Annotated in this window: 14 protein-coding genes and 1 pseudogene; 11 read left to right on the top strand and 4 right to left on the bottom strand. The window is 68.8% G+C overall.

Going from position 1 to position 13917, the window contains the following annotated elements:
- The first annotated feature begins 35 nt into the window (after window positions 1–35).
- From V5E28_RS13370 to V5E28_RS13360, 3 genes are all read left to right on the top strand, one after another.
- Window positions 36–1577, top strand: coding sequence for a serine hydrolase domain-containing protein (locus V5E28_RS13370; protein WP_336207154.1), 1542 nt, complete (start codon window positions 36–38; stop codon window positions 1575–1577).
- A gap of 28 nt (window positions 1578–1605) precedes the next feature.
- Window positions 1606–1812, top strand: coding sequence for a hypothetical protein (locus V5E28_RS13365; RefSeq protein WP_336207153.1), 207 nt, complete (start codon window positions 1606–1608; stop codon window positions 1810–1812).
- A 114-nt stretch (window positions 1813–1926) separates the two neighbouring features.
- Window positions 1927–3162: a serine hydrolase domain-containing protein gene (locus tag V5E28_RS13360; RefSeq protein ID WP_336207152.1), complete on the top strand. Its 1236-nt coding sequence runs from the start codon at window positions 1927–1929 to the stop codon at window positions 3160–3162.
- 488 nt (window positions 3163–3650) lie between these two features.
- Here V5E28_RS13360 and V5E28_RS13355 read toward each other — a convergent pair whose 3' ends face one another.
- Window positions 3651–4475 carry a S1 family peptidase gene (locus tag V5E28_RS13355; RefSeq protein ID WP_336207151.1) on the bottom strand — a complete coding sequence of 275 codons (825 nt, stop codon included), beginning with the start codon at window positions 4473–4475 and terminating at the stop codon, window positions 3651–3653.
- A 129-nt stretch (window positions 4476–4604) separates the two neighbouring features.
- Here V5E28_RS13355 and V5E28_RS13350 point away from each other — a divergent pair, with 129 nt between their 5' ends.
- Together V5E28_RS13350 and V5E28_RS13345 are read left to right on the top strand one after the other, a co-directional pair.
- Window positions 4605–4784 carry a hypothetical protein gene (locus V5E28_RS13350; protein WP_336207150.1) on the top strand — a complete coding sequence of 60 codons (180 nt, stop codon included), beginning with the start codon at window positions 4605–4607 and terminating at the stop codon, window positions 4782–4784.
- Window positions 4781–5191 (top strand): tyrosine-type recombinase/integrase, encoded by a 411-nt coding sequence (locus tag V5E28_RS13345; RefSeq protein WP_336207149.1) that lies wholly within the window; start codon window positions 4781–4783, stop codon window positions 5189–5191. The genes V5E28_RS13350 and V5E28_RS13345 overlap by 4 nt, the downstream gene beginning before the upstream one ends.
- A gap of 278 nt (window positions 5192–5469) precedes the next feature.
- Here the strand turns inward: V5E28_RS13345 and V5E28_RS13340 are convergent, their stop codons facing one another.
- On the bottom strand, window positions 5470–8250 hold the full coding sequence (locus V5E28_RS13340) for an ATP-binding protein (protein ID WP_336207148.1): 2781 nt from the start codon (window positions 8248–8250) through the stop codon (window positions 5470–5472).
- Between the two features lie 172 nt (window positions 8251–8422).
- On the opposite strand from V5E28_RS13340, the gene V5E28_RS13335 reads away from it, so the two are divergent.
- Entirely contained in the window at window positions 8423–9025 is a 603-nt protein-coding gene (locus tag V5E28_RS13335) for a dihydrofolate reductase family protein (RefSeq protein ID WP_336207147.1), read from the top strand.
- Between the two features lie 20 nt (window positions 9026–9045).
- Here V5E28_RS13335 and V5E28_RS13330 read toward each other — a convergent pair whose 3' ends face one another.
- Window positions 9046–9177: a hypothetical protein gene (locus V5E28_RS13330; RefSeq protein WP_336207146.1), complete on the bottom strand. Its 132-nt coding sequence runs from the start codon at window positions 9175–9177 to the stop codon at window positions 9046–9048.
- A gap of 478 nt (window positions 9178–9655) precedes the next feature.
- Here V5E28_RS13330 and V5E28_RS13325 point away from each other — a divergent pair.
- From V5E28_RS13325 to V5E28_RS13315, 3 genes and pseudogenes are all read left to right on the top strand, one after another.
- Window positions 9656–10021, top strand: a pseudogene (locus V5E28_RS13325) (SDR family NAD(P)-dependent oxidoreductase); the annotation flags it as partial.
- Between the two features lie 125 nt (window positions 10022–10146).
- Window positions 10147–10404, top strand: a complete 258-nt coding sequence (locus tag V5E28_RS13320) for an SDR family oxidoreductase (protein ID WP_336207145.1) — start codon at window positions 10147–10149, stop codon at window positions 10402–10404.
- Window positions 10405–10456: 52 nt separating this feature from the next.
- Window positions 10457–10801, top strand: a complete 345-nt coding sequence (locus tag V5E28_RS13315) for a DUF1801 domain-containing protein (protein ID WP_336207144.1) — start codon at window positions 10457–10459, stop codon at window positions 10799–10801.
- 56 nt (window positions 10802–10857) lie between these two features.
- Here V5E28_RS13315 and V5E28_RS13310 read toward each other — a convergent pair whose 3' ends face one another.
- Window positions 10858–11475, bottom strand: a complete 618-nt coding sequence (locus V5E28_RS13310) for a TetR/AcrR family transcriptional regulator (RefSeq protein WP_336207143.1) — start codon at window positions 11473–11475, stop codon at window positions 10858–10860.
- An 80-nt stretch (window positions 11476–11555) separates the two neighbouring features.
- Here V5E28_RS13310 and V5E28_RS13305 point away from each other — a divergent pair, with 80 nt between their 5' ends.
- Both V5E28_RS13305 and V5E28_RS13300 read left to right on the top strand, forming a co-directional pair.
- Complete coding sequence (locus V5E28_RS13305) at window positions 11556–12596, top strand: hypothetical protein (RefSeq protein ID WP_336207142.1); 1041 nt, start codon at window positions 11556–11558, stop codon at window positions 12594–12596.
- A 148-nt stretch (window positions 12597–12744) separates the two neighbouring features.
- Window positions 12745–13590: a hypothetical protein gene (locus tag V5E28_RS13300; protein ID WP_336207141.1), complete on the top strand. Its 846-nt coding sequence runs from the start codon at window positions 12745–12747 to the stop codon at window positions 13588–13590.
- Window positions 13591–13917 lie beyond the last annotated feature (327 nt).

Raw genomic sequence — 13917 nt, 5'->3', positions numbered from 1 at the left:
AGTGAATTCTCATTGGTTCAAAGGAGTACGCAATCATGTCTGTCACCCTTGATGAGCAGGACAAGCTCACCCTGCGCACCGCCGCGTGGGGCGCGGTCTCGCTGATGTCCGCCGCCGGTGCCGCCGGCTCGGCGCACAAGGTCGCCACCGAGGGCTCCATCGCCCTGACCTCGGCGACCGGCCTGGTCGGGCACGTGCTCGCCAAGGCGCCCAAGGGCGTGAAGTACGGCAAGACGGTGGCCGAGCTCGCTGACCAGGTGCTGCCGGCCCTGACGGCGTCGATGAGCCTGCTCAAGCAGCAGGCTCCGGCGGAGGCCGACAACTTCCGCCGCACCGTCCTGGTCGCCGTCGAGGCAGCCCCCCGGCCCCAGAACAACGAGGCCAGCCCCACCATGGCCGAGATGGCCCGCAAGATCACCGCAGCCCTCGACGCCGCTTCGGCCAAGCCCGGGACGGCCATCCCGGACAGCGGTGTTGCCGTGCCGCCACCCGCTGCCGGGCAGGATCGCCCGGAGTTGCAGAAGCTCATCCAGGAGATGGTCGATTCCGGTTTCGTCGGGGTGACGCTACGCGTGCACGATGAGCGGGGCGAGTGGGTCGGCAGCGCCGGGGTGCGCGAGCTGGGCCAGAGCGAGAAGCCGCCGGTGAACGGGCACTTCCGGATCGGCAGCAACACCAAGACCTTCACCGCGACCGTGGTGCTGCAGCTGGTGTCCGAGGGCAAGATCGGGCTCGACACTCCGGTGGATGACCACCTGCCCGAGTTCGGGCTGGACCGGCGGATCACGGTGCGGATGCTGCTGCAGCACACCAGCGGGGTGTTCAACTTCACCGGCGACTACTACCCCGAGTACGTGCCGGGGATCGTCTATCAGGGCCGGGAGTGGGTGGAGGACCGGTTCAGGACCTACCGGCCGGAGGAGCTGGTGGAGCTGGCGTTGTCCAAGCCGGCGCGGTTCGAGCCGGGGACCGACTGGAGCTACTCCAACACCAACTACGTGCTGGCCAGGCTGCTGGTCGAGAAGGTCACCGGCCGCTCGCTCGGCGAGGAGATGCAGCGGCTGGTCCTGGGGCCGCTCGGGCTGACCGGCACCGTGGTGCCCGACACCTCGACGGACGTACCCGAGCCGCACGCCCACGCCTACTACCGGTACGAGGAGGACGGCCAGGAGAAGGTGGTCGACGTCACTCGCCAGAACCCGTCCTGGATCTCCACCGGCGGCGACATGATCTCCACCACCCGCGACCTGCACACGTTCATCTCCGCGCTGGTGGGCGGCAGGCTGCTGCCGGCCGAGCTGCTGGCCGAGATGTGCACGCCGGAGCCGAAGGCCGGCTACGGCCTGGGGGTGTTCGTACAGGACGCGCCGGGCGGCGGCACCGTCATCACCCACAACGGCGGCATCACCGGCCACGCGGGGCTGATGTACAGCACGCCCGACGGCAGCAAGACCCTCACCGCCTCACTGAACTACGTGGACGACGCCGCACTGTCCATGGGAGAGGCCTTCCAGAAGGCTACGCAGAAGCTCGTCCAGGAGGTGTTCGGCGGCGGGCAGGGCGGGCCGGCTCTGTAGAGCCGCCCCAGAGACAGGGCCGAGCACCGTGAACCCGTACAGGTCAGCCGGCCCGCTCGCCCTGGCTGACGCCCCGCCGGCATGGGCGACCAGGTCCCACCCGGACCACGCGCTGCGGCTGATCGACCGACCCCTCGCCGCTGACAGGGATTTCGAGCTGATCGTCGTAGCCGGGGCCGGGCACCGACTCATCGACTGTCTGCACTACTTCCGCGAGCGCGCCTGGACTTCCTGACAGGCGAGCTGATGGCACGCAGCCGCCTGCCCTCCACCCAGGCCCCATTCCTCATCGACCCCCTAATTGCTTGGCGAACTGTTCGACGAGCGCGACAACGAAAGACAAGGAACCATGAAAACCCAATCCCCACCAGCGATCACGCAAAGCAAGGTCCTGCGGCGAGTGGCGGTTACGGCGCTGGCGGCCGCGCTGCTGGCCGGGGCGGCTGTGGCCGCTCCCGGGGCGGCCACAGCCGCCGGTAGCGTGACCGTGCCCAAGGCCGGGCAGGATCGCCCGGAGCTGCAGAAGGCCACGCAGGCGTGGATCGACGCCGGTTTCGCCGGGGTGCAGGTGCGCGTGCACGATGAGCAGGGCGAGTGGGCCGGCAGCGCCGGGGTGCGCAAGCTGGGTCAGAGCGCCAAGCCGCCGACGAACGGGTCGTTCTGGGCGGGCAGCATCATCAAGCCCGTCACCGCGACCGTGGTGCTGCAGCTGGTGGCCGAGGGCAAGATCGGGCTGGACGCCCCGGTGGCCGGCTACCTGCCCAGTCTCGGGCTGGACCGGCGGATCACCGTGCGGATGCTGCTGCAGCACACCAGCGGGTTGTTCAACTACACCGGTGACTTCGACCCCGACGGGACGTATGTGCCGGGGATCTCCGCCGCGGGCAAGGAGTGGCTGGACAACCGGTTCCGCAGCTACCGGCCCGAAGAGCTGGTACGGCTGGCGTTGTCCAAGCCGGCGCGGTTCGCGCCGGGGACGGACCAGATTTACGCCAACACCAACTACACGCTGGCCTTGCTGCTGATCGAGAAGGTCACCGGCCACTCGTACACCGAGGAGATGCAGCGGCGGATCCTGCGGCCGCTCAAGATGCGGGGCACCATGGTGGCGGGCAACCGGACGCAGCTCCCCGGGCCGCACGCCCACGGCTACTACCGGTACGAGGACGCCGGCCAGCAGAAGGTGGTCGACATCTCGCGCCAGAACCTCTCCCTTCTGGCCGGCGCCGGCGACCTGATCTCAACCACCCAGGATCTGGCCACGTTCTTCTCCGCGCTGAACGGCGGCAAGCTCCTGCCGGCAAAGCTGCTGGCCGAGATGCGCAAGCCGCACCCGAAGATGGGCTACGGCCTCGGGCTGTTCGTGCAGGACCTGGGCCCGGACTGCGGCACCGTCTTCCAGCACAACGGCAGCCCCCCGCAGGGCTACGGGGCGTTCATGTACAGCTCACCTGACGGCAAGAAGACCCTGACCGCCTCGGTGACCTGGGTGGACGAAGCCACAAGGGGCCCGGCAAAGGACTACACGAAGCTGGTGGACAAGCTCGTCCAGGAGGTGTTCTGCGGCGGGCAGACCGCGGACTGACGACGCCAAGCCGGCTCCGCCGGCTCAGTCGACGGGCCGGACACCTTGGACCCGTACACCTTGAGGGTGGGCTGCTTCCGGTCGTGCATCAGGAAGCGCGAACTGGGTCGAGGGTTGAGGAACGTTCCGGTAGGCAACCAAGCGGAGAAGGTGTTACGCGCCAGGGGTAGCCCGCGACCGGCGCAGGCCACCCCTACGATCAACCGCCTACGCCACCTTCACGGCCCCCCACTCGGGTCGCCGCCACCAGGGGAAAAGTAGCTCTGTGTGACGATGGTGACGGTGTGTAATTAGCAGAAGCAACTATGCGAGGTCGGCACCTATTTCACTCAGTGAGGCGTTCGCCCAGGTCGCCGCTCGCGGAATTCCTCTCATAGCCGGAATGTTCTGAGAGACAGTTCTGAGACGCCCACGACTTGGGCGAACGCTTTAATTTCGCCCGGTGGCGGCGACCTGAGCGGAGGCCGTGGACGGGGAACGCCTCGCCGCTACGAGCCTTTGGTGTTGAGTTGTTCGTCGATCCAGGGAAAGGCCGCGGCGGTGTCGGCGAAGGCGTTGGGGCCTGGTGTGCCGCACAGTTTCCCAGCGGTCTCCATCCCGAAGCTGAACACACCGGCGATCTTGCGCCGACCGTCACTCCATATCACTAGCGGTCCACCGCTGTCGCCGAAGCACGCCTGGGCGGCGCCCTGCCCGCACAGCACCGACGCGGTGTCCACTGTGGCGGGCGTGGCGGCGGCGCACACGCTGTCGGCGGTCACCCCATAGACTCCGCGGCGCAGCACGTCGCCGCGTATCGACTCGGGGTCGCTCGGGTTCGGCGGGCCGGTGATCCCGTGCCCGTACAGCACGGCCGGTGTCCCCGCCGCCGACGCCCGGGAGGCCACCGTAAGCGGCGACACCCCCGGTACCGCACGATCCAGCGTGATCACCGCGAGGTCGTAGGCGGCACTGCTGGCCTGGGGGTCATCCGGAGCTTCGGGAGAAGGGATCAGCCGGTACTGCGGATGAACCGACACCGCCGCGATCTGCGCGACCTGGCCGGGATCACCGGACAACACGGTGGCACCGATGTGGTATTCGGCGATCTCTCTGAGCTGGTCCACTGGAACCCCTGCCACGCAGTGCGCGGCCGTCAGCACCCGGTCGGGCGCGATGAGGGCTCCTCCGCAGGAGGCCCGCTGCAGCAACGGCTCTGGCCCCTTGACCGCCAGAGTCGCCATCCACGGCGCCTCCTTTTGATTGAGGACCTTGCTTCCACCGGCGATGGCCTGCGCCGGCCCGGAGCCCGCGGCCGTCACCGCGACGGCCATGACAGTGACCGTGCTCAAGGCCAGCCACCACCTCCGTGCCCGCTCTTCAGCCGCTCGCCCGGCCCGCTTGGATCCGAACCATCGTCTCATCACACGCCCTCTGCAACGTTGATCAGTGATGGTGCGATCATGGTGGGTTCGGAGGGCTCCGTCCTCCGGAATGTCCCCGATTTCGACCCCGAAAGCCACCTCAACCGGAACGTTCTGAGAGAGCCGGGACCGGTCATGGTGTGGACGCCGGCACAGGCCGGGCAGATGCTCGACTGGCTGGAGGACGGCGAGGACCGGCTGTACCCGCTCTGGTCATGACCCGGGGACTACGCCGCGGCGAGGTCGGCCGGCAGGAGTGGAGTGACGTCGATCTGGACGACGCGCGCACGCTCAGCGTGCTGGAGGACGAGGACGCAGAGGCGGCCGCCGGCATCAAGGGTGACAGCAGCCGCCGCGTAGTGATGCTGGGCGCCGAGAACGTCCGGCTGTTGAGAGCCTGGCGTCAGATGCAGCGCGTCGAGCGCCTGGCGATGGGGGAGGGCTGGACCGACAGCGGGAAGGTCTTCACCGACGAGCTCGGCCTTGCGCTGGATCTGGACTGCCTGACGTATCGGTGGAAGCGACTGGTGCGGGCCAGCGGTCTGCCGCCTGTGAGGCTGCACGACCTGAGGCACTGCGCGGCCACGCTGACGCTCGGCGGCGGCGTCGAAGATGTGATCGTTTAACAACGCCCACCCGATCAAGACGAGCACGTCGCAGTACCACTGGAAGGCCGGATTCAGCGCCGAGAGGTGCTCAGCGGGGCCATCAACGAGTACCACCGAGCCGCCTGACCAACCCGGAGAAACACCAGCTCAGACCATGTGCACGAGTTTTGAAGCGGTACAGGGCACCGGCGGATCCGGGGTGAACTGCTCGGCCTCGGCTATCGGGTTGGGGAAGGCACCATCCGCCGACCTAGCAGCGTGGGAGCCGTCTGAACGCGCGGTGATGGCCGGCCGGGTCAGGTCTTGGGCGGCATGCAGGCCATCTCGGCCATCTCGCGGATCCCCTCGTCCGCCCGGGTGGGCAGGAGGAGCAGAGTGCAGGCGCGTTCGAAGCGGGCGTCGATCCGCTCCCAGACCGCTACGGCGGTGTGCAACTCGCCCTCGTCTTCGTGCAGGCGGCCCCTGGCGCGGGACAGGCAGGCGGTGGCCCAGTCGTTCTCGCCCGGACTGGTGGCGGTCAGCCGGTCGGCCGCTCCCGGCAGTCCGGCGGCCACCGCCAGCTCCGCCGCGACAGCCTCCCGGTACGGTGCCGTCGCCGAGGTCGAGCGGCCGATCAGGGCGGTCTCCACAAGCTCGGCCGCGTTGTCGAAGCGCCCGTGGTGCAGCGCCAGCCTGACGTCGGCGAACGCCATGAAGTGGCCGTACCGTTGCCGGTCAGGTGGGTTGAGCGCGCGAAAGCGCCACAGCTGCGAGGCGTCGTTGTCGCCGCGCAGGCCGTGGGCGAGCGAGAGGGCGCCGACAGGAGCACTGAGCTGTGCGCCGAACGGCCGGCCCACCCGTTGCCAGCCTTCCCATACCGCCGTTTCCAGGGTCAGCGCCTCGTCGAAGCGGCCGGCGAGTACCAGCGGTGTGATCAGCTGGGCGGCTGCCAGGTAGGAGCCTCCCACCAGGTCGTCGTCCATGGCCTGGCGTGCGACGTCCAGAGCGGCGGGTAGGTCGCCCACACCGAGAGAGCTGTACAACGCCATCCTGAAGATGTCCACGATCTCGGGGCAGGCGTCGGGGGCGTGCCGTGGCAGGCTCTCCAGCAGTGACAGGCGTTCGCCGGCGACGCGGCGGGCGTGGCGTCGCCTTCCTGCGTAGAGAGCGGCGAAAGCCGCGGTGTCCAGCGCCGCGCTGACCAGCACAGGATCTCCGGTCACCCGCGCCGCCCGCACCGCGGCCGCGACCGGCGCCGGATCCGCCCACTCGCCATCCCCGTCCGCGGCCAGCGCCGGGGCGTCGGCGGCGGCCGCGTCCTCGTTCGCTATCCAGGCCGCCGCGGCCGCCAGGTGGGCGGCCACCACCGGGTCGGCCGTGTCGCCGGCGGCTCGTGCCTCTGCCAGGAGCTGGAGCTTCCTCGCGTGCGGCGCCTCCTCCTCGAAACTGGCGTGATGGCGGCAGGCGACGCTGACGGCGGAGGCCAGCGTGATGGCCGTCAGATCGCCGTCACCTGCCTCGCGCGCCCGGCCGGCGGCCTCGAGCAGCATTCCGAACGGCTGCTGCCCGGCGTCGCCGATCGCGTAGGTGCACTCGGACGCCGCGCGCAGGTCGGCAACCGCCTCCAGGGGAGCCGGCGCCCGCCGCGCAGCCGTCTCGTAGTGGCCGAGCGCCTCCACGAGGAACCTTCTCGCGTACGTCAGGTGCCCAAGCGCCCGGGCCAGCCGGTGCGGCGCCTCCTCGGGCCCGTCCGGTGCCCGGGCCAGTGCGGCACGCAGGTTGTCGGCCACGGCGTCGAAGTCGTCCCGCCACGAGCCGGCTGCCTGCCCGTCCAGCGCCGTCTCCAGATTCGCCGCCATGCCCGCGGCCCACTCGAGGTGCAGCTCCCTGGCCGCTTCCGCCTCGCCCGCCGTATCGAGCCGCTCGGCGGCGTACGCGCGCACGGTCTCCAGCAGTCTCCACCTGTCCGCGCCGGAGCGGCGGTGCACGGTGACCAGGCTCTTGTCCGTCAGGCGGCCGAGCACGTCGGCCGCCGCGCTCCGGGCCACGTCAGGGCTGACGGCCACGACGGCGTCCAGGTCGAACGGGCCCGCGAAGACGGCCAGCCGCCGGAACAGCGCCCGCTCCTCCTCGTCCAGGAGCTCGTGGCTCCATCCGATGACCGCGCGCAGCGAGCGGTGCCGCTCGTCGGCGCCCCGGCCGCCCGCCAGCAGGCGCAGGTGGTCGTCCAGAGCGGCGAGGAGACCGTCGGCCCCCAGGGCGGCCACTCTGGCCGCGGCCAGTTCGATGGCCAGCGGCATCCCGTCGAGCCGCGCGCACAGCAGCCTGAGCGTGGCGGGGTCGGCGTTGAAGCCCGGATCCGCCGCAGTGGCGCGATCGAGGAAGAGCAGTTCGGCGTGAGCGGTGAGCGGCACGGGGGCCGCCGTGGCCGAGGCCAGGGCGAAGGGGAGCAAGGCAAGAGTGCGTTCGCCGGGCACGCCGAGGCGTTCCCTGCTGGTGGCCAGGATCCGGGTGCCGGGGCAGCGGCTGAGCGTCTGCTCGGCGAACCGGGCGACGGTGTCGATCACGTGCTCGCAGTTGTCGAGGATCAGCAGCGCCCTGCCGTCGCCGAGCCGTTCGGCGATCGCCTCGTGCAGGTGCTGATCCGGACGTTCGGTGACGCCCAGCGCGGCGGCCACCGCCTGAGCGACATACGCCTCGCCCACGGGCACCAGGTCGACGAACGCCCCTCCCGAGGGAAGAGAGCCCTGGGCGCCGCCTGCCACCTCGGTCGCCAACCGCGTCTTGCCGACGCCACCCGGACCCACCAGCGTTACCAGGCGGGCGGTCCGCAGCGCCTCCAGCAGCCGCTCGCGCTCGGCGGCGCGGCCGATGAACGCAGTCAGCGGCGCGGGCAGACCGGCGATGCCGACCGGCTCGGCCGATCCCTGCCCGGCCAGTCTGCCGAGCTCCCGCCGGTCGGCGACCCCGCATTTGCGCAACAGCGACGACACGTGGTTCTCGACGGTACGGACCGACAGGTGCAGGTGGGCGGCGATCTCCGCGTTGGACAGGTGCGTGCCGAGCAGAGCCAGCACCTCTGCCTCACGCTTGGACACGGCCCCTGAATACGCGACAGACACCGCCCCATCATGCCCTGGCTCCCCGGTCTGCGTGATCCGTTGCGTGGCCCTTTGGGTGGTGGGTTAGGTACCGGCCCCCGATGTCCGCATGGTCGCGCATCGCCAGGATGAGCACATCAGCAAGAACACCGGAAAATGGAGCACCATCATGGGACGAGTCGTTCTCTCCGTCTTCACCACCGTCGACGGCGTTATCGAGAACCCGCACGAGTGGACCTTCCAGTTCGTCAGCCTGGACGCGATGAAGACCGGCCTCGACCAGATTCGCGCCGCGGACGCGCTGCTGCTCGGCCGGGTCACCTACGACGGCTTCGCCGCGGCCTGGCCGGGCATGACCGACGAGGCCGGCTACGCCGACAGGATGAACTCCCTGCCCAAGTACGTCGTCACGACGACCCTGGACAAGGGCGAGTGGAACAACACCACCGTCATCCGCGACAACCCGGCCGAGCGGATCGCGCAGCTCAAGAAAGAGATCGAGGGCGACATCCTGATCTTCGGCAGCGCCGCCCTCGTCCGGTGGCTGCTGCGCGAGCAGCTCATCGACGAACTGCGCCTGGTCACCTACCCCGTCGTGGCCGGCAAGGGCGCGCGACTGTTCGACGAGTCGGTGGACACCACCGTGCTCCGCCTGACCGGATCGCAGGCCTTCTCCTCGGGAGTCGTGGCCCTGAACTACGAGCCGACCGCCGAGAGCCTGATCGACGCCGCGGCCGCGCGGCACGCGGCGACGGAGAACGCCGAGGGATAAGACCGGGGCTGCGGTGTACATCACACCCGGTTCCCAATGGCACGCTCGGCGTTCCGAGACAGCCGTTCTGCCGGCACCTTCTCGGCGCGGTGCGGCGGATCGAGTTCGGCGGGCAGGGCCGCGATCCGGTTCTCGATCCGGTCGATGACCATGTGCTATCCACCAACGTGCACGCTTCCCTTTTATGGCACGGCCGTACTATTATGGCTTTCAAGTAGCACAGCTGTGCTATTAGGGCGGATGAGGGCGATCACGACGCTGCCTCAGCTGTCCCGATCGGGGCCGCCGCGTCCGCGGGGTCGGGTGTCCGCGAGCTGGAATGGACAAGACGTACGGCGCCTGGTCCGTCGCGGTGATGCGCCTCGACGGCTCTCCAGGGGTGCGCGTGTACGCCTCGGTGGGCATTCATTTCGGCTGCCTGCTGCCAGCAGGCATCGCTCTGCCGGCCATCGGGGGCTCACGCTGGCCTACGTGGCCCTCCGAACCGGGCCGGCCCGCCCTGCCAGGCCCGATCGAACAAGCGGGGGAGCCGATGACGCGGTGCGGCCTTCAGCGCCCAACCGTGCCACCCAATCCGCCTTGCCGTGCCGCTCCTGAATTCGAGCCATCAACCAACGGACGGAGACAGCCATGCTTCTGGAGAACAAGACAGCGGTGATCTACGGGGGCGGCGGCGCCATCGGCGGTGCGATGGCGCGGGCCTTCGCCGCCGAAGGAGCGAGGGTTGTCCTCGCCGGCCGCACACCCAACAAGCTCGACGCCGTCGCGGGGGACATCCGGCGCGCCGGCGGCCTGGCCGAGACGGCGATCGTGGACGCCCTGGACGAGACGGCCGTCAACGGCTGGGTCGACTCCATCGCGGCGCAGACCGGCAGCGTCGACATCTCAGTGAACGTCATCTCCCAGGACGCATTGTTCGTACCGCTGCTCGACATACCCGTCGCCGACTTCGGCCACACGATGGACAAGGTCGCGCGCTCGTTCCTGCTGACCGCCCAGGCCGCCGCCTGGCACATGGTCAAAAGGGCTCGGGAGTCATCCTGCACTTCGGCGGCTCCGATCCGGCCAACTCCACGCCCGGCCTGGGCACCGTACAGATCGGCTGCGACCTGCTCGAGGCGATGCGCCGCCAGTGGGCCTGCGAGCTCGGCCCGCACTCCGTCCGCGTCATCTCGATGCGAACCGGCGGGATCCCCGAGACTCTCCCCGACCTTCCCGAGACGGCGCCCTACAAGCAGAAGATGATCGACGCCACGCTGCTCCAGCGGGCGACGACCCGGGACGACGTCGGCCAGGTCGCCGCGTTCCTGGCCTCGAATCAGGCCAGGAGCATCACCTCCACGCAGATGAACATCTCCGGCGGGGCCCTCGTCGACTGACACATGACAAGGCATTGCTCAGGATTCACGAAACGACATTCGGGAGAACAGCATGAACGACGAAGTCACCCAGTACATCAGTGACACCGCACCATGGCAGAAGGCGGTTTGCGAGAAGTTGCGTGCGATGATCCACGAAACCGTTCCCGGCGTCGAAGAGCAGCTTCAATACGGCAAGCCGCACTTCCTCAAGAACGGGAATCACGCGGCCGTCATAGCGGTTGCCCGGGGCAAGGTCTCCTTCATGGTCTTCAACGCCATGGACATCCCCACGGTCAAAGGCCTCATCCGAGCGATGGGCAAAGGGGATCGTAAGTGCGCTGACATCGCAGAAGGGCAAGACGCCGACTACGCAGCGCTTGCCGAGATTCTCGAGAAGACCACGATCGCCCTGTAGGGACGGAACCCGAACCGCGTCCGCGATCACTGGGCCCTGGAAACCGAACCGGCTCGTCAGCCGCGGTCGGATGCGTCTCGTGGGGCGGGTTCGGTCGCGAGGGCGTCGAGGTGGCGTGCGATGGCGGTGGTCAACGACTCGGCGGTGTGGATGTCCGGGCGCATGGCCGCATGCACGGCGAGGCCGTCCAGCAGGGCGTGCAGGCGTTCGGCCTCGGCCGGTACGTCGGTCGGGGCCAGACCGGCCGCGGACAGGTCGGCGACTATCGTGTGGCAGCCGGCCCGCAGGGCGTCATATCCCTCATCGCGCAGGGCCCGAAGCGCAGGGTCGACCATGGCCCGGGAGGTGAAGGCCAGCCAGACTTCGTTCTCCGCCCGCCGTTCGTCGTCGAGCGGGAGCAGTTCGTTCAGTACGCGCTGCGCTCTTCGCCGGGGATCGGGCTCGGGCTCCAATCCGGCGAGGCGGAGCTCGATCCGGTCGATGACCGTCCGGAACGCGAACACCATGAGCTCGGACTGGCTGGCGAAGTAGTGCCGCAGCGAGCCCATCGACAGTCCCGCCTCACGGGCGACGTTGCGGACCGAGGCCTGTTCCAGGCCGTCGCGGCGCATCACCCGCAACACGGCCTCGGCCAGCAGCAGTCGACGCTCCGCCGGATCCACCACTTTGGGCACTGCCCCTTTATAGCACAGTCGTGTTACCGTACCGGTTGTGATTGTTAGCACAGCTGTACTACAAACTTTGGAGCCAGACGATGACGCTTTCCCGCATGACCGACCACGGGCCACGCCCGCCCCGACGCGGCCCGGCCGCACTGATCCGCAATCGCAGCGTCCAACTCGCCGCCGCCGGCTGGCTCGGCTGCAACATGGTGGTCCTTGCCGTGGCGGGTGACGAACTTCCGTTCGACTGGCCGGCCGCCGCAACCCAGACGCCGGCCGGCCGCCTGATGGACGCCAACCTGGCCCTGGCCGAAGTACTCCTGCTCACCATGCTGACGCTCTGGCTCACCCGCAAGCGGACGTTGCCCAACCAGGCCGACCGCGCGCCAGAACGCTCAGCAGCCGCCCGCGAGACGCTGCTCCTGCTCCTGTACGGGGCCGGCGCACTGGGGCTGGGCTTCCTCCTTGGCCGACTCGCCGGATGGCACCCGTTCGGGCTGCACCTCGCCGGCTCGATCTACGGAACCCATGAACATGTCAGCCCCGCCGAGTCCATCGCCTGGGCGGCCTACAACCTCCTCGTCTACGCGGTGATTCCGCTGCTGTTCTTCCGGCGGCGCTACTCCGCCGAGGCACTCAACCTCCGCTCAAGCGACCGCCGGGCCGACACCGTCCTCATCGGCGTCATCCTCCTGGCCGAGTCACTCGTCCAGATCACCGTCCTCGCCCCAAGAACCTCCGAACTGACCCCCGGTCAACTCCTGCTCGGGCTCCCCCTGACCTTCATGCTCTACTTCGCCGGCGCGGTGCTACCCGCCATGATTTTTATCTACGCGATCCTCGTGCCACGCTTCCTCCGCCTCACCGGATCGCCCGCCACCACAGTGATCCTGGGCGGGCTCACCTACACGGCATTACACATCTGGGACGCCTGGACAGTGTTCACCTCGCCAGGCAACACCGTCTTGTCGGTCGTCTTCCTGCTGTTGACCTACTTCGCGCCGGGCATGTTCAAGACGGTGCTCACGGTGCGTACCGGTAACGCATGGGTTCACGTCTGGGGCTATCACGCACTGGCGCCCCACACCCTCATCGACGCACCACACGTGGTCCATGTCTTCCACATCAAATAGAGGCCACCGCACCGCCATGGCCCGCCATGCATCGCCTCGGCGGAGAACGTGGCTGGCAGGCAGTGGCTCAGCACGAAGTACACCGAGTTTCTCCCGCCCGAGCCGAGGTGTCCCGGCTAATCATGATCATTCTGAAGGAGCGATGGTGATGCTGAGGATTGCACACGCCGCGCTGTTCGCCATGGTTCCCGTGGAGCTTCTGCTCGCGGTCCTGCTCGTGTCCGGCGTGTCACTTCCCCGCCCGCTGGTCGCGACGGCCGGGGCGGCCGCCGTCGCGGTGCTCATCCTGGAGGCGGCGACCCTGTACCGGCTCTTCGGAGCCGAACGCCGGGGCGGCGCGAACCGACGGACGGCGTTGCGGGCGAGTTGCAGCCAACTTGTCCCCGATCAGGTGCGCCGGCTCGTGGGATTCGACGTGAAAGGCATGGTCAGCCTGGCCCTGTGGGTCGCACGGCGCCACCACGGCGTGCCGTACGGCACCACCGCCATCTCCTACTCACGCGCGCAGACCTCCACAATGATGATATTCGTGTTCGCGATGGTCGTGGAGCTGGTGGTCGCGGAGATCCTGCTGCGGGCGCTCGGTGCACCGGTCGGCCTGCGCACCGTGATTCTGGTGGCGGACGCCTATAGCGTCCTGATCGTGCTAGCGGTCATCGCGGCCAGTATTACCCGGCCCCACGTCGTCTCCGCTGAGGAGGTGCGCATCCGTTACGGCGCGTTCTTCGACCTGCGCGTCCCGCACGCGCAGATCGCCCAGGTACGACACATCCGGAACTTCAACGAGAACGGCATGGTCAAGGTGGAGGACGACCGGCTGGCCGTGGCGGTGGCCTCCCAGACCAACCTGATCCTCGAACTGACCGAACCGATCACCGTCGTCCGCCCTCTTGGCCGCCGCGCCGAGACCCGCACGATCCGCTTCTTCGCTGACGATCCCAGGGCCGCCATCCGCGTGCTGCAACCCCGCGGGGAACACGCGCCCGAATCCTGAGAGCGCAGGGCCAGGATCTCCACGTCCTTGATCTCATGGGGGCGGGCCTGCGAGGTGAGCCTGTCCCGCTCGAAACACGGCTTCGTAAGGTGAGCTGGGGGTTTTGCTGCGCGATCAAGGCGGTGTCGGAAGAGAGCGGACAGCCATGAAACGGTCGGCGACCCAGGCCCCGGGCAGAGCCGGCCGTCGGCGGGCGTGCTGCAACTGCTCGCCCTGCACGGCGCCGACGCCCACTGCTACGAACCCAACGCCTGCTGGGTACCAGCGCATGGCAACCCGATGGCCCTGGGGACACCAGATCATCACCGCCCTGGACCGACCTGACCG

The sequence above is a fragment of the Nonomuraea sp. LPB2021202275-12-8 genome (assembly GCF_037044575.1).
Lineage (GTDB): Bacteria > Actinomycetota > Actinomycetes > Streptosporangiales > Streptosporangiaceae > Nonomuraea.
This window is presented reverse-complemented; position numbering and strand designations above follow the sequence as displayed.